Here is a 19129-nt window from a genome sequence, read left to right as displayed (position 1 = left end):
TTCAGCCCGCGGGCTTCGTCGGCCAGCCCGCGAGATGCCGCTCGGCGATGCCGGTGAGCGCATCGATCCACAGCGGGCTGTCGTTGAGGCAGGGGATGTAGTGGAATTCCTTGCCACCGGTGTGCAGGAAGGCCTCGCGGCCTTCCATCGCGATCTCTTCCAGCGTCTCGAGGCAGTCGGCCGGGAAGCCCGGGCACAGCACGTCGACCCGCTGCGTGCCGGCGGCGCCCAGTTCGCGCAGCGTCGGCTCGGTGTAGGGCTCGAGCCACTTGGCGCGGCCGAAGCGCGACTGGAAGGTCACGCGGTGCTGGGCCTCTGAGAGCCCCAGCCGCTCGGCCAGCAGGCGTGCGGTGGCCAGGCACTGCGACTGGTAGGGGTCGCCCAGCCGGATGTTGCGCTCGGGAATGCCGTGGAAGCTCATCACCAGCTGGTCGGGCCGGCCGTTCTGCTTCCAGTAGGCCTCGACGCTGCGGGCCAGCGCCTCGATGTAGGCCGGGTCGTCGTGGTAGTCGTTGACGAAGCGCAGCTCGGGCAGCCGGCGCTGCTTCAAGGTCCAGGCATTGACCGCGTCGATCACGCTGGCCGTGGTGGTGGCCGAGTACTGCGGGTAGGCCTGCAGCACCAGCACGCGCGTCGCGCCCTCGGCCATCAGCGCATCGAGCTGCGAGCCGATCGACGGGTTGGCGTAGCGCATCGCATGGCGCACCGACAGCTGCCGGTGGCCGCGCTCGCCCAGCCAGCCGGCCAGCAGCTTGGCCTGCTTCTCGGTCCAGACCTTGAGCGGCGAGCCTTCGGCCAGCCAGATGCTCGCGTACTTGGCGGCCGACTTGGCCGGCCGCACGCGCAGGATGATGCCGTGGAGGATCAACCACCAGATCGCACGCGGGATCTCGACCACCCGCGGGTCGCCCAGGAATTCCGAGAGGTAGGGCCGCACGGCCTTGGCGGTGGGGGCATCGGGCGAACCCAGGTTGCACCAGAGCACGGCGGTGCGTGGCGTGGCGGGAAGGGGCGTGACAGGCGGGGCGATCGAAGGCATGCGATATTCTCGGCCATGACTTTCGAGACACCGGCCCTTGCGGCACACAATGGCCTGGATTTGACGCGCATCGCCGCGATCTCGCTGGACCTCGACGACACCCTCTGGCCGATCTGGCCCACCATCGCGCGCGCCGAAGAGGTGCTGCACGGCTGGCTGCTGCGCGAGGCGCCCAAGACCGCCGAGCTGCTGCTCACGCCCGGCGTGCTGCGCGAACTGCGCGAGGCCACCGAGCGCGAGCGCTCCGACCTGGCGCACGACCTGAGCGCGCTGCGCCGCGAATCGATCCGCGCCGCGCTGTCGCGCGTGGGCGAAGACCCGGCGCTGGCCGATGCGGCCTTCGACGTGTTCTTCGACGAGCGCCAGCGTGTGGTGCTCTACGACGACGCGCTGCCGGCCTTGCAGTGGCTCAGCGAGCGCTATCCGCTGGTGGCGATCTCCAACGGCAATGCGGACCTGAAGCGCACCGGCGTCGATGCCTGGTTTCGCACGGCCTTCAGCGCCCACGTCTTCGGCAGCGGCAAGCCGCACGCGCCGATCTTCCAGGCGGCCGCGGCCTCGGTGGGCGTGCAGCCGCACCAGGTGCTGCACGTGGGCGACGATGCCGCGCTCGACGTGGTGGGCGCGCTCGCGGTCGGCATGCAGGCGGCCTGGGTGGTGCGCCATCCCGAGGAAGAGCAGAAGCCCTGGACGCATGGCGCGCGGCCGCAGCTCGTGGTGCCCGACCTGCAGGCGCTGTGCCGCGTGCTCGGCGCCGACTGAGCCGCCTGCGTTTTTTTCGCTGCGGAACTATTTGGCGGTGAGTGACCCGGATGGGCTGGCCACGGTTCGCGTGGCCGCTTTTTCGTTGGCTTCTCTTCCTGAAAGGTTCTTGCCGCATGACGCATTCCCGCCGCCTGCCCGCATTTCTTCTGACCATCGTCCTGCTGTGGCTGTCCATGGTGTCCATGGCCCACGCGCGAGAGATGGTGAGTGTGGCGCGCGGCGAGGTGAACATGCGCTCGGGCCCGAACACGCGCAGCGAGGTGCAGTGGGCGCTGAGCCGCGGCTATCCGCTGCAGGTGATCAAGCGCAGCGGCAACTGGCTGCAGGTGCGCGACTTCGAGAACGACCGCGGCTGGGTGCTGCGCTCGCTGACCGATCGCACGCCGCACCACGTGGTCCGCTCGCGCGTCGCCAACCTGCGCAGCCTGCCCGGCACCAACGGCCGCATCGTGGGCAAGGCCAGCCATGGCGAGGTGCTGCGCACGCTCGAGCGCAAGGGCAGCTGGGTCAAGGTGCGCCACAGCAGCGGCACCACGGGCTGGGTGGCGCAGAGCCTGGTCTGGGGCTGGTAGGCCCGAGGCCTCAGTCGATCTCGAATTCCGCGCGGAAAGCCTCGCAGAAGTCCGCGCTGCCGCCGATCGACAGGCTCAGCGTGTGGCGCGGTGGCGTCTGCGTGCCGGCCTCGACCGACAGGCTGCCGCTGCGCGCGTCGAAGGACAGCGTCTCGCCGATGCTGAATTCGCGCCGCGACTGCAGGTCGTAGTCCCACTCGCCGCCGTCCTCGGGCGCGCCGCGCCGTTCGGCGAAGGCCGCATGGGCCCAGCGCAGCACGGCGGCGATCTCCGCATGCACCCGGGGCAGCTGCGCCGCGTTCACCGAGGCCAGCGTGTCGAAGCTGCCGTTGCCGTCGGCATCTTCGCTGTAGTCGAAATCGAGGTAGTCGAGGGTCATCCGCAGGGTCCGATCCATTGGGCCGCGTCCAGCCCGCTGCGCACCGCGCCTTCGAGCGTGGCGGGGTAGGGTCCGTCGAGGTAGTCGCCGCAGGCCGCGAGGCCGGGCGCGATCTGCATCGCCGGGCGCGCGAGGCCGGGCGTGCAGGCGAAGGTGGCGCGCTTCTCGACCACGGTCTGCACGATGCGCAGCCGGGTCTGGCCGAGCTGCGCGGCGGCCTGGGCCAGCACCTGCCCGGCCAGCAGCTCGCGCGGCTGGTCGCTGGCGCTCACCACCAGCGCCAGCAGGCCGTGCGGCCCGCCCAGCTGGCCGCGGTCGAAGGCGAACTGCGCGGGCGCGCCCGGGCCGCTGCGCAGCGCCATCATGGGCGCGGCCAGCGCCGAGGCGCCATCGGCATAGAGGGTGGCGATGGCCTCGAAGCGCAGCGCCTCGGTGGCGGCGAGCCAGTCCGGGGCGTCCACGCCGGCCGCGCGCAGCAGGCGCGCCGCATCCCAGGGCGCACCGGCGATCACGACGCGGTCGAACAGTTCGTCCTCGACCCGCCAGCCGCCATCGACGCGGGCGAGCGAAGCCACGCGCCGGCCCAGCCGCAGCGTGGCGCCGCGCACCGCGAGCCAGCGCAGGGCGGCATCGGGGAACAGCGCGCCCAGGTCGCAGCGCGGCAGCAGCAGGTCGGCGCCGCCGCGCGCGCCGAACAGTGCGTCGTGCAGCACGCGCAGGAAGACCGTGCCGCTGGAGTCCGCCACTGCGGTGTTGAGGGCCGAGACGCACAGCGGCTCGATCAGCTCCTGCATCACGCGCGGCGTCAGCCCGGCGCACAGCGTGGCGACCGTGGCCTCGGGCGCGCAGCGGAAACCGGCGCGCCGCCAGCGCAGCGCGGTGCGCAGCAGGCTGCCTTTGTCGGCCCAGGTCCAGCCGCGGGCCAGGGCGATGCCGGCCAGCAGGTCGAGCGGCGGCTGCAGCTTTGGCAGCGCCAGCCCGCCGCCATCGGCGAATCGCAGCGACAGCGGCTGGCGCAGCAGCGCGGTGTCGGGCTCGACGCCGACCGCGCGCATCAGCGCCAGCGTGTCGCGGTAGGCGCCGATCAGGATGTGCTGGCCGTTGTCGAGCGCGGCGCCGCCGTGGCTGGCGTCGATGCGGCGCGCGCGGCCGCCCGGCTGGCGGGCGGCCTCGAACAGGGTCACGCGGTGGGCGGCGCGCGCGGTCTCGACGGCACAGGCCAGGCCGGCCCAGCCGGCGCCGATGACGGCGATCTTCATGCGGGGCGCTTCGGTGTCAGATCCGGCCCAGCGCCTGCACGCGCCAGGCCAGCCAGAACTTGCGCAGCGGCGTGAGGCTCACGCGCTGCTGCAGCACCTGGAAGTCGTCGCCTTCGATCTCGCGCAACAGCGCGCGGTAGATGCTGCCCATCATCAGGCCCGGCTTCTGGCTGCGGCGGTCGGCCGCGGGCAGCAGGGCCAGGGCCTCGTCGTAGATGCGGTGCGCGCGCTCGGCCTGGAACTTCATCAGCGCCACGAAGCGCTCCGAGTACACGCGGTTGAGCAGCTCGTGCGCCTTGACGTCGAATTGCTGCAGCTCGTTGACCGGCAGGTAGATGCGGCCGCGCAAGGCGTCCTCGCCCACGTCGCGGATGATGTTGGTGAGTTGCAGCGCCTGGCCCAGCTTGTGGGCGTAGGCGGTGGTCTGCGGGTCTTGCTGGCCGAAGATGCGCGCCGCGACCTCGCCCACCACGCCGGCCACCAGGTGGCAGTAGCGCTGCAGGCCGGGGAAGTCGAGGTAGCGGGTCTGGTCCAGGTCCATCTGGCAGCCGTCGATGATCTGCTGCAGCTGGCGCGCCTCGATGCCGTACTCGGCGGTCAGCGGCATCAGCGCCTGCATCACCGGGTGGCTGGGCTGGCCGGCGAAGGACTGGGCCACCTCGGTGCGCCACCAGGCCAGCTTGGTCGCCGCCACGCCGGGGTCGCGCACCTCGTCGACCACGTCGTCGATCTCGCGGCAGAAGGCATAGAAGGCGGTGATCGCCGCGCGCCGCGGCTTGGGAAGAAACAGGAAGGCGTAATAGAAGCTGCTGCCCGAGGCCGCGGCTTTTTCCTGGACGTACTGCTCAGGATTCATCTCTGGGGGTGCTTCTGTTCTCGTGGCTCATGGCGTCGATTGTCTCCGCATCCGCAAGGCCCGCCAGGCCAGAAGGGGGGCATCGGCCGCGCCGATGGTCGGGCGGCGCGAGAAGCTGTCGAAACCCTGGGCTTCGATCTTGTCGAGGATGCGCAGGCCGCCCTGGACCACGAGGCGCAATTCCCAGCCGATGCGCCCGGGCAGGCGGTGCACCAGCGGCGCGCCCTGCGCCATCAGGGCGCGGGTCCAGTCCACCTCGGCCGCGACCAGCGCGATGGCTTCGGGCGCTGGCGGTTGACGGCGCACATCCCCGGGCGCGAGCCGGTGCGCCGCGCAGTCCGCCAGCGGCAGGTAGAGGCGCCCGCGCGGCAAATCGACGCTCAGGTCCTGCCAGAAGTTGGCGAGCTGCAGCGCGCTGCAGATGGCGTCGCTCTGCGTCAGCGCGAGCGCATCGTCGACGCCGTAGAGATGCAGCAGCAGCCGGCCGACCGGGTTGGCCGAGCGGCTGCAGTAGGCCAGCAGCTCGGCGCGGTCGGCATAGAGACCGCCGTCGCGCGTCTTCTCGATGTCCTGCACGAAGGCCGAGAGCAGGTCGGCCAGCAGCGCTTCGGGCAGCGCGAAGTCGCGCATCGCCCGGGCCAGCGGGCCGAACACTTCGGGCCAGCGGCCCGAGATCGGCCCGCCCCGGGCGGTGGCCGACAGGTCGGCGCCGAAGGCCCGCAGGTCGGCCAGCCGCTGCTCGGGGCCGTCCTCGCCCTCGTCGGCGATGTCGTCGGCGGTGCGCGCGAAACCGTAGATCGCGGCGATGGGCGGACGCAGGCGCGGCGGGCAGAGCCAGGACGCGACCGGGAAGTTCTCGTAGTGCGTCGGCGGCGGCGCGACGGCGGGGGGGGCAGGGGATGACACGGGCTGGATTGTCGGGCACCGCGTCGGGCGCGCCGCTCTCGTCACGATTCGTTGACAGCGTCGGACGCATCCCACAAAATTACTAACCCTTCGGTCATTAATGACCTCTCCGTGGCAATCAAGGTGGTTCATGACCGTATCGTTTCTTCGTCCCGCGCTCTCCTTTCCGTCGGCGGCCGTGCTGCTGGCGGTGGCCGTGGCGGGCTGTTCCAAGCCGCCGCCGGTCGAGGAACCGCTGCGCTCCGTCAAGGTGCAGACCGTGGGCACCAGCGCCTTCGACACCGCGCCCGAGTTCTCGGCCGAGGTGCGCGCGCGCATCGAATCGCAGCTGGGCTTCCGCGTGGCCGGCAAGATCCTCAAGCGCCAGGCCGAACTGGGCCAGCATGTGCAGGCCGGCCAGGTGCTGGCGCAGCTCGATCCGCAGGACTACCGCCTGGCCGCCGACGCGGCCCGCGCGCAGCAGGCCGCGGCCGTGACCAACCGTGACCTGGCCTCGGCCGACCTCAAGCGCTACCGCGAACTGCGGGCGCAGAACTTCATCAGCGGTGCCGAGCTGGAGCGCCGCGAAGCCACCTTCAAGTCCTCGCAGGCCCAGCTCGACCAGGCGCAGGCGCAGCTGGCCTCCCAAGGCAACCAGGCCAGCTACACCACGCTGGTGGCCGACGTCGCGGGCGTGGTCACGGCCATCGACGCGCAGCCGGGGCAGGTGGTCTCGGCCGGCACGCCGGTGGTGCGCATCGCGCAGGACGGCGCGCGCGACGTGGTGTTCGCGGTGCCGGAAGACCGCGCGGCGCTGATCCGGCCGGGCTCGGCCGTGACGGTGCGCGGCTGGGCCGGCGGTGCCGAACTCGAAGGCAAGGTGCGCGAGGTCGCGGCCAGCGCCGACGCCGTGACCCGTACCTATTCGGTCAAGGTGGCGATCGACGCCGCCACCTCGCCAGCCCTGGGCGCCACCGTGTATGCACGGCCCAAGGCGCTGTCGAATGCCGGTGCGGCGGTGTTGAAACTGCCGACCAGCGCGCTGCGCCAGGAAGGCAGCGGCAGCGCGGTCTGGGTGCTCGACACGGCCACCATGACCGTGCGTTCGCAGCCGGTGCAGGTGGCGACGGCCGACGGCAACGAAGCCGTGATCGCCGCGGGCATCACGCCCGGCATGCAGGTGGTGGTGGCGGGCGTGCACGTGCTGTCGCCGGGCCAGAAGGTCACGATCTACCAGGGCAAGACGCCCGCGCCCGCGCCGGCTCCCGCAGCGGCCCCCGCTTCGGCGGCCTCGCGCTGAGGTCGCCCCGATGACGACCCCTCAAGAGACGACCGGCAAGGCCGGCTTCAACCTTTCCAAGTGGGCGCTCGAGCATGCGGCGCTCACCCGCTACCTGATGGTGGCGCTGATGGTGCTGGGCTTCGCGGCCTACTTTCAGCTCGGCCAGGACGAGGACCCGCCCTTCACCTTCCGCGTGATGGTGGTGCGCACCTACTGGCCCGGCGCGACCGCGCAGCAGGTGGCCGAGCAGGTGACCGACAAGCTCGAGCGCACGCTGCAGGAGGCGCCCTACGCCAGCAAGATCCGCAGCTACTCCAAGCCGGGCGAGTCGCAGATCATTTTCGAGATCAAGGATTCGTCCAAGTCCAGCGAGGTGGCCAACGTCTGGTACGTGGTGCGCAAGAAGATCGGCGACATGCGCGGCACGCTGCCCAGCGGCGTGCAGGGGCCCTTCTTCAACGACGACTTCGGCGACGTCTACGGCGTGATCTACGCGCTCGAGACCGACGGCTACACGCCGGCCGAGATCAAGACCTTCGCCGACGACGTGCGCCAGGGCCTGCTGCGCGTCAAGGACGTGGCCAAGGTCGAGCAGTTCGGCCTGCAGGACGAGAAGGTCTACATCGAGGTCTCGCAGAAGCGCATCGCGCAGCTGGGGCTGGACTTCAACGCGGTGCTGCAGCAGATCGGCGCGCAGAACGCGATCGAGAGCGCGGGCACCATCCAGTCGCCGCTCGACGTGGTGCAGGTGCGCGTGGCCGGCCAGTTCACCAGCGTGGACCAGCTGCGCGAGATGCCGATCCGCGGCAGCTCGGGCAACCAGCTGCGCCTGGGCGACATCGCCGAGATCCGGCGCGGCACCATCGACCCGCCGGCCACCAAGGTGCACCACCAGGGCAAGGAAGTGGTGGCGCTGGGCGTGTCGATGGCCAAGGGCGGCGACATCATCGCGCTGGGCAAGGCGCTGCGCGTGGCGGTGGCCGACATCGGCCAGCGGCTGCCGGCCGGCGCCGTGCTCACGCAGGTGCAGGACCAGCCGGTCTCGGTCGCGACCTCGGTCAACGAGTTCATCCATGTGCTGATCGAGGCGGTGGCGATCGTGCTGGCCGTGAGCTTCGTGGCGCTGGGCCTGCACAAGGGCGGGCGCTTCGGCTGGCACATCGACGTGCGGCCCGGCCTGGTGGTGGCGATCACCATCCCGCTGGTGCTGGCCGTGACCTTCCTGGCCATGAACTACTTCAACATCGGGCTGCACAAGGTGTCGCTGGGCTCGCTGATCATCGCGCTGGGCCTGCTGGTGGACGACGCGATCATCGCGGTCGAGATGATGGTGCGCAAGATGGAGGAGGGCTACGACAAGGCGCGCGCCGCCACCTTCGCCTACGACGTCACGGCCAAGCCGATGCTGACCGGCACCCTGATCACGGCCGCCGGCTTCCTGCCGATCGGCATCGCCAAGTCGGTCACCGGCGAGTACACCTTCGCGATCTTCGCGGTGACGGTGATCGCGCTGGTGCTGTCGTGGATCGTCTCGGTCTACTTCGTGCCCTACCTGGGCACGCTGCTGCTCAAGGTCAAGCCGCACGACCCGGACGCGCCGCCGCACGAGCTGTTCGACTCGCGCTTCTACAACACCTTCCGCCGCACGGTGAACTGGTGCGTCGAGTACCGCTGGCTCACCATCGGGGCCACCGTGCTGATCTTCGCGCTGGGCATCGTGGGCATGGGCCGGGTGCAGCAGCAGTTCTTCCCCGATTCGAGCCGGCCGGAAATCCTGGTCGATCTGTGGTCGCCCGAAGGCACCTCTTTCGCCGCCAGCGAGGACATCGCCAAGCGGGTCGAGCAGCGCCTGATGCAGGAGCCCGAGGTGGCCACCGTCACCACCTGGATCGGCAACGGCGTGCCGCGCTTCTACCTGCCGCTCGACCAGATCTTCCCGCAGAGCAACGTCTCGCAGATGATCGTGCTGGCCAAGGACCTGAACCAGCGCGAGGCCCTGCGTCGTCGCCTGCCGGGCCTGCTGGCGCAGGAGTTCCCGGAGGTGCGTGGGCGCGCCAAGCTGCTGCCCAACGGCCCGCCCGTGGCGTACCCGGTGCAGTTCCGCGTGATCGGCACCGAGCCGCTGGCGCTGCGCCAGCATGCCGACGAGGTCAAGGCCATCCTGCGCGAGAACGCCAGCACGCGCGGCGTCAACGACAACTGGAACGAGTCGGTCAAGGTGATCCGGCTGGAAGTCGACCAGGCCAAGGCGCGCACGCTGGGCGTGACCAGCCAGGCCATCGCCCAGGCCTCGCGCACCATGTTCAGCGGCACCACGGTCGGCCAGTACCGCGAGAACGACCGACTGATCGACATCGTGCTGCGCCAGTCGGCCGACGAGCGCGAAGCGATCTCCGACATCGGCAACGCCTACCTGCCGACCGCCTCGGGCCGCTCGATCCCGCTGTCGCAGATCGCCAAGCCGGTGTTCAGCTGGGAGCCGGGCGTGATGTGGCGCGAGAACCGCGACTACGCGATCACGGTGAACGCCGACATCGTCGAGGGCCTGCAGGGCGCGACGGTCACGGCGCAGCTGCTGCCCCAACTGCGCGCGCTCGAGGCCAAATGGCGCGCGGCCGGACAGGGCGCCTACCGCATCGAGACCGCGGGCGCGGTCGAGGAGAGCAGCAAGGGGTCCGATTCGATCGTGGCGGGCGTGCCGATCATGCTGTTCCTGGTGTTCACGCTCCTGATGCTGCAGCTGCACAGCTTCAGCCGCTCGCTGCTGGTGTTCGTCACCGGGCCGCTGGGCATCGCCGGCGTGGCGGCGGCGCTGCTGCTGCTGAACCGGCCCTTCGGCTTCGTCGCGCTGCTGGGCGTGATCGCGCTGATGGGCATGATTCAGCGCAACTCGGTGATCCTGATCGACCAGATCGAGAGCGACCGCGCCGCCGGCGTGCCGGCCTGGGACGCGATCGTCGAATCGGCCGTGCGCCGCCTGCGCCCGATCGTGCTGACGGCGGCCGCGGCGGTGCTGGCGATGATCCCGCTGTCGCGCAGCGTCTTCTGGGGACCGATGGCCGTGGCCATCATGGGCGGGCTCATCGTGGCCACCGTTCTGACCCTGTTGGCACTGCCCGCGATGTACGCCGCAGCATTCCGTGTGAAGCGGGAGCCGAAAGTGGGCCCCATTAGCGTCTAAAATGCGCGGTTGACCGATTTCGAAACGGGTGGTCTGCATAGGAGGCCGCCCGTTTTTGCTTGATTCACCTGACCGCGCGGGTGGCGAAATTGGTAGACGCACCAGGTTTAGGTCCTGACGTTCGCAAGAACGTGCCGGTTCGAGTCCGGCCCCGCGCACCAGCCCCATCTCTCTTGAGGAACAAAGAATGACCGTGAACGTTGAAACCCTCGAAAAGCTCGAGCGCAAGATCACGCTGACCTTGCCGGTCGGCACCATCCAGTCCGAGGTGGATTCGCGCCTCAAGAAGCTGGCCCGTACCGTGAAGATGGACGGTTTCCGTCCGGGCAAGGTGCCGATGAACGTCGTGGCCCAGCGCTACGGCTACTCGGTGCACTACGAAGTCATGAACGACAAGGTCGGTGAAGCCTTCTCGCAGGCCGCCAACGAAGCCAAGCTGCGCGTGGCCGGCCAGCCCCGCATCACCGAGAAGGAAGAATCGCCGGAGGGCGAACTGGCCTTCGACGCGGTGTTCGAAGTGTTCCCCGAAGTCAAGATCAACGACCTGGGCGCCGCCGAGATCGACCGCGTGACGGCCGACGTGAGCGACGAAGCCATCGACAAGACCCTGGACATCCTGCGCAAGCAGCGCCGCACCTTCGCCCAGCGTGCGCAGGACGCCGCTGCCGGCGACGACGACCGCGTGACGGTCGACTTCGAAGGCAAGATCGACGGCGAGACCTTCCAGGGCGGCAAGGCCGAGGACTTCCAGTTCGTCATCGGCGAAGGCCAGATGCTCAAGGAATTCGAAGACGCCGTGCGCGGCCTGAAGTCCGGCGACAGCCGCACCTTCCCGCTGTCGTTCCCGGCCGACTACCACGGCAAGGACGTGGCCGGCAAGCAAGCCGACTTCCTGGTCACGGTCAAGAAGATCGAAGCCACCCACCTGCCCGAAGTCAACGAACAGCTGGCCAAGTCGCTGGGCATCGAAGAAGGCACGGTCGAAGGCCTGCGCGCGGACATCAAGCGCAACCTCGAGCGCGAAGTCAAGTTCCGCCTGCTGGCGCGCAACAAGAACGCCGTGATGGACGCGCTGATCGCCAACGCCGAACTCGACCTGCCGAACGCCAGCGTGCAGTCGGAAGTCGAACGCATGATCGAAGGCGCCCGCGCCGAGCTCAAGCAGCGCGGCATCAAGGACGCCGACAAGGCGCCGATCCCCCAGGAAGTGTTCCTGCCCCAAGCCGAGCGCCGCGTGCGCCTGGGCCTGGTGGTGGCCGAACTGGTGCGCGCCAATGAACTGCAGGCCAAGCCCGAGCAGATCAAGGCCCACATCGACGAACTGGCCGCCAGCTACGAAAAGCCGGCCGACGTGGTGCGCTGGTACTTCAGCGACAACCGCCGCCTGGCCGAAGTCGAAGCCGTGGTGATCGAGAACAACGTGACCGATTTCGTGCTGGCCAAGGCCAAGGTCAACGAAAAGGCCGTGTCCTTCGACGAACTGATGGCGCAGCAGCAACAAGGCTGATCGCCGCCGTCCCAGTGACACCGATGGGGCTTGTGCTTTGCGGCACGAGCCCCATTTCACTCAGGCGTACAGTTCAGTCGCAGCAGCGAACGACTTCATCTTCCCGGAGAGCAAATACATGATCGCAAACGAAATTCAAGGCCTCGGCATGGTTCCGATGGTCATCGAGCAGTCGGGCCGTGGCGAGCGGTCCTATGACATCTATTCGCGGCTCCTCAAGGAACGCATCATCTTCCTGGTGGGCGAAGTCAACGACCAGACCGCCAACCTGGTGGTGGCGCAGCTGCTGTTCCTCGAGAGCGAGAACCCGGACAAGGACATCTCCTTCTACATCAACTCGCCCGGCGGCAGCGTGAGCGCCGGCATGGCGATCTACGACACCATGCAGTTCATCAAGCCGGCCGTGTCGACCATGTGCCTGGGCTTCGCGGCCAGCATGGGCGCCTTCCTGCTGGCGGCCGGCGAGAAGGGCAAGCGCTTCTCGCTGCCCAACTCCAAGGTCATGATCCACCAGGTGCTGGGCGGCGCCCGCGGCCAGGCCACCGACATCGAGATCCATGCGCGCGACATCCTGCGCACCAAGGACCAGATGAACAAGATCCTGGCCGAACGCACCGGCCAGCCGCTGGAGAAGGTCCAGCGCGACACCGAGCGGGACTATTTCCTGACGGCCGACGAGGCCAAGGACTACGGCCTGGTCGACCAGGTCGTGACCAAACGCGGCTGACGCGCTGCAGGCCGCTTGGCGCCGACGGTGCCAAATGGCAAAAAACGGCGTTTTCCATGCGGGAAACGCCGTTTTTGTTTTAGTTATCATTGAACCTACTGCGTAACGAGGCACCTGTCCATGGCCGATAAAAAAGGCTCTTCCAGCGAAAAAACGCTTTACTGCTCGTTCTGCGGCAAGAGCCAGCACGAGGTCAAGAAGCTGATCGCGGGCCCTTCGGTGTTCATCTGCGACGAGTGCATCGACCTCTGCAACGAGATCATCCGCGACGAACTGCCCGCGGGCGAGGAGTCGCGCGACGCGCGCAGCGACCTGCCCACGCCGCTGGAGATCAAGACCAACCTCGACAACTACGTGATCGGCCAGGAGCCGGCCAAGCGCATGCTGTCGGTGGCGGTCTACAACCACTACAAGCGCCTGCGTCACAAGGAGAAGAACAGCAAGGGCGACGAGGTCGAGCTCAGCAAGAGCAACATCTTGCTGATCGGCCCCACGGGTTCGGGCAAGACGCTGCTGGCGCAGACGCTCGCGCGCATGCTCGACGTGCCCTTCGTGATGGCCGATGCCACCACGCTGACCGAAGCCGGCTATGTCGGCGAGGACGTCGAGAACATCATCCAGAAGCTGCTGCAAAGCTGCAACTACGAGGTCGAGAAGGCCCAGCGCGGCATCGTCTACATCGACGAGATCGACAAGATCTCGCGCAAGTCCGACAACCCCTCGATCACGCGCGACGTGTCGGGCGAGGGCGTCCAGCAGGCGCTGCTGAAGCTGATCGAAGGCACCATGGCCAGCGTGCCGCCCCAGGGCGGGCGCAAGCACCCGAACCAGGACTTCCTGCAGATCGACACGACCAACATCCTGTTCATCTGCGGTGGCGCCTTCGCCGGCCTGGAGAAGGTCATCGAAAACCGCACCGAGGCCTCGGGCATCGGCTTCGGCGCCTCGGTCAAGAGCAAGGCCCAGCGCAGCATCACCGAGGTGTTCCGCGAGGTCGAACCCGAGGACCTGATCAAGTTCGGCCTGATCCCCGAACTCGTGGGCCGGATGCCGGTGGTCGCCTCGCTGGCCGAGCTCAGCGAAGACGCGCTGGTGCAGATCCTGACCGAACCCAAGAACGCGGTGGTCAAGCAGTTCACCAAGCTGCTGCAGATGGAGGGCGTGGACCTGGAGATCCGCCCCGCCGCGCTCAAGGCCATCGCCCGCAAGGCGCTGGCGCGCAAGACCGGCGCCCGCGGCCTGCGCTCGATCCTCGAACAGTCGCTGATCGACACGATGTTCGAGCTGCCCAACGCAAGCAATGTCGACAAGGTGGTGGTCGAGGAATCGACCATCGACGAGAACAAGCCACCGCTGCTCGTGTATCGCGAGGCAGCCAAGAAGGCCTGAGTGCCTGGGGTCATCCCGTTTTGCATTTCACGCGCTTTGCGCGTGGCCCCTACGATGAACGCGCCGCGCGGGCTTGAAATTCGCGCGGCGCGTTCCATCTTTGCCTGATCACTTCGAGGACTCGCATGTCTGGTCACACCCCCCTGCCTCCCGACGCCATCGACCTGCCGCTGCTGCCGCTGCGTGACGTCGTGGTGTTCCCCCACATGGTGATCCCGCTGTTCGTGGGACGCCCCAAGAGCATCAAGGCGCTCGAACTGGCGATGGAAGCCGAACGCCGCATCATGCTGGTCGCACAGAAGGCGGCCGCCAAGGACGAGCCCTCGGTCGAGGACATGTTCGAGGTCGGCTGCGTCTCGACCATCCTGCAGATGCTCAAGCTGCCCGACGGCACCGTGAAGGTGCTGGTCGAAGGCCAGCAGCGCGCCCGCGTCAACAGCATCCACGACGGCGAGACGCATTTCACCGCCAACGTGACGCCGGTCGAAGTGGCCGACGCCGCGGCCCAGAAGGGCACCGAGATCGAGGCCCTGCGCCGTGCGGTGATGCAGCAGTTCGACCAGTACGTCAAGCTGAACAAGAAGATCCCGCCGGAGATCCTGACCTCGATCTCCAGCATCGACGATCCGGGCCGCCTGGCCGACACCATCGCCGCGCACCTGCCGCTCAAGCTCGACAACAAGCAGGCAGTGCTCGACCTCGACGACATCAAGGCCCGGCTGGAGAACCTCTACGGCCAGCTCGAGCGCGAGGTCGACATCCTCAACGTCGACAAGAAGATCCGCGGCCGCGTGAAGCGCCAGATGGAGAAGAACCAGCGCGACTTCTACCTGAACGAACAGGTCAAGGCGATCCAGAAGGAACTGGGCGAGGGCGAGGACGGCGCGGACATCGAGGAGATCGAGAAGAAGATCAAGCTCGCCAAGATGCCCAAGGAAGCGCTCAAGAAGGCCGAGGGCGAGCTCAAGAAGCTCAAGCTGATGTCGCCCATGTCGGCCGAGGCCACCGTGGTGCGCAACTACATCGACGTGCTGATCGGCCTGCCCTGGAGCAAGAAGACCAAGATCAAGCACGACCTGGCCAATGCCGAGGCGGTGCTCAACGAGGACCACTACGGCCTCGACAAGGTCAAGGACCGCATCCTGGAATACCTCGCGGTGCAGCAGCGCGTGGACAAGGTCAAGGCGCCGATCCTGTGCCTGGTCGGCCCGCCGGGCGTGGGCAAGACCTCGCTCGGGCAGTCGATCGCCAAGGCGACCGGCCGCAAGTACACCCGCATGGCGCTGGGCGGCATGCGCGACGAGGCCGAGATCCGCGGGCACCGCCGCACCTACATCGGCGCGCTGCCGGGCAAGGTGCTGCAGAGCCTCAACAAGATCGGCACGCGCAATCCGCTGTTCCTGCTCGACGAGATCGACAAGCTGGGCACCGATTTCCGCGGCGACCCGTCGAGCGCGCTGCTCGAGGTGCTCGACCCCGAGCAGAACCACACCTTCGGCGACCACTACGTCGAGGTCGACTTCGACCTGAGCGACGTGATGTTCGTCGCCACCTCGAACTCGATGAACATCCCGCCGGCGCTGCTCGACCGGATGGAAGTCATCCGCCTGTCGGGCTATACAGAGGACGAGAAGACCCACATCGCGCTGAAGTACCTGCTGCCCAAGCAGATGAAGAACAACGGCGTGAAGGACGAGGAACTGCTGATCACCGAGGAAGCGGTGCGCGACGTGGTGCGCTACTACACGCGTGAAGCCGGTGTGCGTTCGCTCGAGCGCGAGCTGTCCAAGATCTGCCGCAAGGTGGTCAAGGGCCTGCTGCTCAAGAAGATGACGCCCAAGGTCACGGTCGACGGCAGCAACCTCAACGACTTCCTGGGCGTGCGCAAGTACACCTTCGGCCTGGCCGAGAAGCAGAACCAGGTGGGCCAGGTCGTGGGCCTGGCCTGGACCGAAGTCGGTGGCGACCTGCTGACCATCGAGGCCGTGACCATGCCCGGCAAGGGCATCATCAGCCGCACCGGCTCGCTGGGCGACGTGATGAAGGAATCGGTCGAGGCCGCGCGCACGGTGGTGCGCAGCCGCGCCCGCCGCCTGGGCATCAAGGACGAGATGTTCGAGAAGCGCGACATCCACATCCACGTGCCCGACGGCGCCACGCCCAAGGATGGCCCGAGCGCGGGCGCCGCGATGACGACGGCCTTCGTGTCGGCGCTGACCGGCATCCCGGTGCGCGGCGACGTCGCGATGACCGGCGAGATCACCCTGCGGGGCGAGGTCACGGCCATCGGCGGCCTGAAGGAAAAGCTGCTGGCCGCGCTGCGCGGCGGCATCAAGACCGTGATCATTCCGGAAGAGAACGCCAAGGACCTGCAGGACATCCCCGAGAACGTGAAGAACGGCCTCGAGATCGTGCCGGTCAAGTGGATCGACAAGGTGCTGGAGATCGCGCTGGAGAAGCTGCCCACGCCGCTGTCCGACGAAGAAGTGGCGGCCTCGGCCGCGGCGCTGGCCGAGCTGTCGAAGCAGCGCGCCGCGCAGCCTTCCGAAGGTTCGATCAAGCACTGAAAATTTGCGCGCTGCCTCGAAACCTCGAAAAAGTGGCATATAATTCGAGGCTCGAAACGCGGGATTAGCTCAGTTGGTAGAGCGCAACCTTGCCAAGGTTGAGGTCGAGAGTTCGAGTCTCTTATCCCGCTCCAGTTTTGAAAAAGGGAAGCCCAGGCTTCCCTTTTTTACGCAGGAGAAAGCAGCGACGAAGTCACAGGCCGAGTCGTTTCAAACAAGCGTGGCGCGATAGCAAAGCGGTTATGCAACGGATTGCAAATCCGTCTAGCCCGGTTCGACTCCGGGTCGCGCCTCCACTGAAAAGCAAGCCCCGCCAACATTCGTTGTCGGGGCTGTTTTGTTTTGGGTTATCTTCGTCCTCAGATACCCGGCCCGGATGGTGAAATTGGTAGACACATCGGACTTAAAATCCGCCGCCTTTAGACGGGCATACGGGTTCGATTCCCGTTCCGGGCACCATCAACTACAAGGGAGCTAGACATGCCTCGCTACAACGCTCCGTTCGAGATCCACGTGCATGGCGACGTGCCGCTGCGCGCCGACGTGACCTTCGCCCAGATCCAGGAGGCGCTCAAGCCCCTGTGGAAGTACGCCGGCGCCCGCTCGCTGGCCGACGGCGCCACCAGCGCCTACGAGGAAGAACTCGGCATCCGCTTCGAGCAGAAGGACCACATGCTCCAGATGTGCTGGACCGTGCCCGGCGACGAGGACTTCCGCCAGGAACTCGACGAGATGTGCATGGCGCTCAACGAGCTCGCGGAGCAGGGCGCGGCGATCGAGATCACCTTCTACGACACCGACTTCGACGAGGAAGAGGGCGATCCGGAAGAAGAGTCGCGCGACGACTTCCTGATGCTCTTCGTGGGCCCGAACCCGGCCGCCATCATGCAGGTCCAGCGCGACCTGCTGGTCGAGGACGTGGTGCACCTGATGGAGCGCCACTTCGACGGCGCCGAGCTCGGCGGCGTGGTGGCCGAGATCGACAAGCTCTTCGGCGACCGCTTCGATGCGCTGGTCAATTCGCTCGAACTGGGCAAGCGCCCGCGTGGCAGCGGCGGCCCGGGCGGCCCCGGTGCCGGCGGCCATGGCGGCGGCCGCCGCCCGCGCCATCTGCACTGAGGCGCACCGCCCGCGCGGTGCGGCCTAAGGCGCCAGCACGCTCTTGGGCACCTTGAAGCGCTCGCCGTCGTAGCGCAGCACCACGGTGCTGTACTGCGGCGGCTGTGCTTTTTCCGCGCAGCTGCCGTCGTCCTGCACCTGGGCACGGCTTTGCGTGCGCGTGCGCGAGAGCACCAGGTCGGCGAAGGCGCCGTTGCGGCCGGGCCGGGTCGACAGCATGGTGCGCAGCTGGCGGAAGCGGCCCGTGCAGTCGGCATTCCATTCGCCGCTGTCGCTGTCGAGCTCGATCTCCTGCAGCACTTCGCGCAGCTTGCCGCCCTGCGCCACATAGAGGCGCAGCGTCTCGCTGGCGAAGGCGTCGGCATGGGTGGTGCCGCGGTAGCGCACGCGCAGGCCGAAGGCGCGCGCATCCGGGGCCAGCACATAGCGCGCGGTGTCGACCTTGATCTCCTGGATCGCGACGCCGTCCTCGTCCATGGCCTCAGCCTGGAACAGCCGGCTGACCAGCGTGTCGCGTTCGGTGTTGCCGTTGTCGGGCCGCTGCACCAGCAGCACCTCGAGGTCGTAGACCTTCGTGGCCGACGGATCGCTCGCGGGCCGCGGCATGGGCAGCACGATCACGATGCGGCCGGGGAAGGCCGGCCAGGGCTTGCAGGCGGCCAGCCGTTCGTCGAGCGCGCGCTCGGGATGCAGCCGTGCATGGATGCGCTCGGCCAGGCCGCTTTCGCAGGCGGCGTGCCCGAGCGGCACGAAAGCCAGCAGCCCGAGCGAGAGCAGGGTGGGGCGCAGCACGCGTCGCATGGCCGCCTCAGCCCTGATGAAGCCCTGCCGGGCCGAGCCAGCGCAGCGCCGCGGCCTGCAGGGGCTCGAGCGGGCCGCTCGAAGCGAGCGTCACGCCCCCGATGGCCTGCGGGCCCGCGAGCCGGCCCGCGGCCTGCAGCAGCCGATGGGTCTGCTGCGCGACGGGCGCGCCGGTGTCGATGAAGCGCACGGCGGCGCCGGTGTGCCGGCGCAGTTCCTCGGCGGCGAAGGGGTAGTGGGTGCAGCCGAGCACCAGGGTGTCGACCTGTCCGTCGGCGCTGCCGAAGTGGCCCGCCTGGTGCACGTAGCGCTCGCACAGCGACGCGACCTGGGCCCGGTCGTCGACCTCGATCGCGCGCGCGAGCCCGTCGCAGGGCACGAGCGTGAAATGGGCCTGGTCGGCCAGCGCCGCATGCAGCGCCGCGAACTTGGCGCTGGCCAGTGTGCCGCGCGTGGCCAGCACCGCGATGCGGCGCGTGCGGCTGGCGGCCACGGCGGGCTTGAGCGCGGGTTCTAGGCCGACCAGTGGCAGCGTGGGATGCTCGGCGCGCAGCAGGTGGATGGCCGCGGCGGTCGCGGTGTTGCAGGCCACCACCAGCGCCTTGATGCCGTGTTGCGCGATCAGCTCGCCGGTCACGGCGCGCGTGCGCTCGATCACATAGGCGTCGCCGCGCTCGCCGTAGGGCGCATAGGGCGTGTCGGCGAAATAGACGAAGCGCTCGTGCGGCAGCGCCGCCCGCAGCGCGGCCAGCACGCTGAGGCCGCCGACCCCGCTGTCGAAGACGCCGATCGCCGCCAGGG

At 68.3% G+C, this 19129-nt stretch carries 16 protein-coding genes and 4 tRNA genes; 13 read left to right on the top strand and 7 right to left on the bottom strand.

Annotation, left to right across the window (positions count from 1 at the left end; genetic code table 11):
• Nucleotide 1: 1 nt before the first annotated feature.
• Nucleotides 2–1039 carry a ferrochelatase gene (hemH, locus tag A9977_RS31790; protein ID WP_183028811.1) on the bottom strand — a complete coding sequence of 346 codons (1038 nt, stop codon included), beginning with the start codon at nt 1037–1039 and terminating at the stop codon, nt 2–4.
• A 15-nt stretch (nt 1040–1054) separates the two neighbouring features.
• On the opposite strand from hemH, the gene A9977_RS31785 reads away from it, so the two are divergent.
• Nucleotides 1055–1801 (top strand): HAD family hydrolase, encoded by a 747-nt coding sequence (locus tag A9977_RS31785; protein ID WP_183028810.1) that lies wholly within the window; start codon nt 1055–1057, stop codon nt 1799–1801.
• A gap of 116 nt (nt 1802–1917) precedes the next feature.
• On the top strand, nt 1918–2376 hold the full coding sequence (locus A9977_RS31780) for an SH3 domain-containing protein (RefSeq protein ID WP_183028809.1): 459 nt from the start codon (nt 1918–1920) through the stop codon (nt 2374–2376).
• Nucleotides 2377–2386: 10 nt separating this feature from the next.
• On the opposite strand, the gene A9977_RS31775 is transcribed toward A9977_RS31780, so the two are convergent.
• The 4 genes from A9977_RS31775 to hpnC are packed head-to-tail and all read right to left on the bottom strand — an operon-like array spanning nt 2387 to nt 5776.
• A complete protein-coding gene (locus A9977_RS31775) occupies nt 2387–2755 on the bottom strand; it encodes a hypothetical protein (RefSeq protein WP_183028808.1) in 369 nt (122 codons plus the stop codon).
• Entirely contained in the window at nt 2752–4014 is a 1263-nt protein-coding gene (hpnE, locus tag A9977_RS31770; RefSeq protein ID WP_183028807.1) for a hydroxysqualene dehydroxylase HpnE, read from the bottom strand. The genes A9977_RS31775 and hpnE overlap by 4 nt, the downstream gene beginning before the upstream one ends.
• A gap of 16 nt (nt 4015–4030) precedes the next feature.
• Nucleotides 4031–4870: a presqualene diphosphate synthase HpnD gene (gene hpnD, locus A9977_RS31765; protein ID WP_183028806.1), complete on the bottom strand. Its 840-nt coding sequence runs from the start codon at nt 4868–4870 to the stop codon at nt 4031–4033.
• A gap of 27 nt (nt 4871–4897) precedes the next feature.
• Nucleotides 4898–5776, bottom strand: coding sequence for a squalene synthase HpnC (hpnC, locus tag A9977_RS31760; protein WP_310936233.1), 879 nt, complete (start codon nt 5774–5776; stop codon nt 4898–4900).
• Between the two features lie 130 nt (nt 5777–5906).
• Between hpnC and A9977_RS31755 the strand changes: the two genes are divergently transcribed.
• The 11 genes from A9977_RS31755 (at nt 5907) to A9977_RS31705 (ending at nt 17527) form a co-directional block, all read left to right on the top strand.
• Nucleotides 5907–7055, top strand: a complete 1149-nt coding sequence (locus A9977_RS31755) for an efflux RND transporter periplasmic adaptor subunit (RefSeq protein WP_183028804.1) — start codon at nt 5907–5909, stop codon at nt 7053–7055.
• 10 nt (nt 7056–7065) lie between these two features.
• Nucleotides 7066–10218, top strand: a complete 3153-nt coding sequence (locus A9977_RS31750) for an efflux RND transporter permease subunit (RefSeq protein ID WP_183028803.1) — start codon at nt 7066–7068, stop codon at nt 10216–10218.
• A 74-nt stretch (nt 10219–10292) separates the two neighbouring features.
• Nucleotides 10293–10379: transfer RNA gene (locus A9977_RS31745), tRNA-Leu, on the top strand.
• 26 nt (nt 10380–10405) lie between these two features.
• On the top strand, nt 10406–11725 hold the full coding sequence (tig, locus tag A9977_RS31740; RefSeq protein ID WP_183028802.1) for a trigger factor: 1320 nt from the start codon (nt 10406–10408) through the stop codon (nt 11723–11725).
• Nucleotides 11726–11843: 118 nt separating this feature from the next.
• Nucleotides 11844–12452, top strand: a complete 609-nt coding sequence (gene clpP, locus A9977_RS31735; protein WP_183028801.1) for an ATP-dependent Clp endopeptidase proteolytic subunit ClpP — start codon at nt 11844–11846, stop codon at nt 12450–12452.
• A 120-nt stretch (nt 12453–12572) separates the two neighbouring features.
• Nucleotides 12573–13841, top strand: coding sequence for an ATP-dependent Clp protease ATP-binding subunit ClpX (gene clpX, locus A9977_RS31730; RefSeq protein WP_183028800.1), 1269 nt, complete (start codon nt 12573–12575; stop codon nt 13839–13841).
• 125 nt (nt 13842–13966) lie between these two features.
• Nucleotides 13967–16408: an endopeptidase La gene (lon, locus tag A9977_RS31725; protein ID WP_183028799.1), complete on the top strand. Its 2442-nt coding sequence runs from the start codon at nt 13967–13969 to the stop codon at nt 16406–16408.
• A gap of 58 nt (nt 16409–16466) precedes the next feature.
• Nucleotides 16467–16542: transfer RNA gene (locus A9977_RS31720), tRNA-Gly, on the top strand.
• Between the two features lie 88 nt (nt 16543–16630).
• A tRNA-Cys gene (locus A9977_RS31715) sits at nt 16631–16704 on the top strand.
• A 74-nt stretch (nt 16705–16778) separates the two neighbouring features.
• A tRNA-Leu gene (locus A9977_RS31710) sits at nt 16779–16867 on the top strand.
• Nucleotides 16868–16888: 21 nt separating this feature from the next.
• Complete coding sequence (locus tag A9977_RS31705; protein WP_183028798.1) at nt 16889–17527, top strand: DUF6806 family protein; 639 nt, start codon at nt 16889–16891, stop codon at nt 17525–17527.
• A 24-nt stretch (nt 17528–17551) separates the two neighbouring features.
• On the opposite strand, the gene A9977_RS31700 is transcribed toward A9977_RS31705, so the two are convergent.
• Together A9977_RS31700 and murI are read right to left on the bottom strand one after the other, a co-directional pair.
• On the bottom strand, nt 17552–18328 hold the full coding sequence (locus A9977_RS31700) for a hypothetical protein (protein WP_183028797.1): 777 nt from the start codon (nt 18326–18328) through the stop codon (nt 17552–17554).
• 7 nt (nt 18329–18335) lie between these two features.
• Nucleotides 18336–19127, bottom strand: coding sequence for a glutamate racemase (gene murI / locus A9977_RS31695; RefSeq protein WP_183028824.1), 792 nt, complete (start codon nt 19125–19127; stop codon nt 18336–18338).
• Nucleotides 19128–19129 lie beyond the last annotated feature (2 nt).

Source organism: Variovorax sp. UMC13 (assembly GCF_014170375.1).
In the GTDB taxonomy this organism is placed as follows: domain Bacteria; phylum Pseudomonadota; class Gammaproteobacteria; order Burkholderiales; family Burkholderiaceae_C; genus Variovorax.
Note: the sequence above shows the minus strand (reverse complement) of the source record. Positions and strands in the feature narration are given on the sequence as shown.

Coding starts and splice junctions, on each gene's coding strand:
- hemH (WP_183028811.1), bottom strand. CDS start 1,039: ATGCCTTCGATCGCCCCGCCTGTCACGCCCCTTCCCGCCACGCCACGC.
- A9977_RS31785 (WP_183028810.1), top strand. CDS start 1,055: ATGACTTTCGAGACACCGGCCCTTGCGGCACACAATGGCCTGGATTTG.
- A9977_RS31780 (WP_183028809.1), top strand. CDS start 1,918: ATGACGCATTCCCGCCGCCTGCCCGCATTTCTTCTGACCATCGTCCTG.
- A9977_RS31775 (WP_183028808.1), bottom strand. CDS start 2,755: ATGACCCTCGACTACCTCGATTTCGACTACAGCGAAGATGCCGACGGC.
- hpnE (WP_183028807.1), bottom strand. CDS start 4,014: ATGAAGATCGCCGTCATCGGCGCCGGCTGGGCCGGCCTGGCCTGTGCC.
- hpnD (WP_183028806.1), bottom strand. CDS start 4,870: ATGAATCCTGAGCAGTACGTCCAGGAAAAAGCCGCGGCCTCGGGCAGC.
- A9977_RS31755 (WP_183028804.1), top strand. CDS start 5,907: ATGACCGTATCGTTTCTTCGTCCCGCGCTCTCCTTTCCGTCGGCGGCC.
- A9977_RS31750 (WP_183028803.1), top strand. CDS start 7,066: ATGACGACCCCTCAAGAGACGACCGGCAAGGCCGGCTTCAACCTTTCC.
- tig (WP_183028802.1), top strand. CDS start 10,406: ATGACCGTGAACGTTGAAACCCTCGAAAAGCTCGAGCGCAAGATCACG.
- clpP (WP_183028801.1), top strand. CDS start 11,844: ATGATCGCAAACGAAATTCAAGGCCTCGGCATGGTTCCGATGGTCATC.
- clpX (WP_183028800.1), top strand. CDS start 12,573: ATGGCCGATAAAAAAGGCTCTTCCAGCGAAAAAACGCTTTACTGCTCG.
- lon (WP_183028799.1), top strand. CDS start 13,967: ATGTCTGGTCACACCCCCCTGCCTCCCGACGCCATCGACCTGCCGCTG.
- A9977_RS31705 (WP_183028798.1), top strand. CDS start 16,889: ATGCCTCGCTACAACGCTCCGTTCGAGATCCACGTGCATGGCGACGTG.
- A9977_RS31700 (WP_183028797.1), bottom strand. CDS start 18,328: ATGCGACGCGTGCTGCGCCCCACCCTGCTCTCGCTCGGGCTGCTGGCT.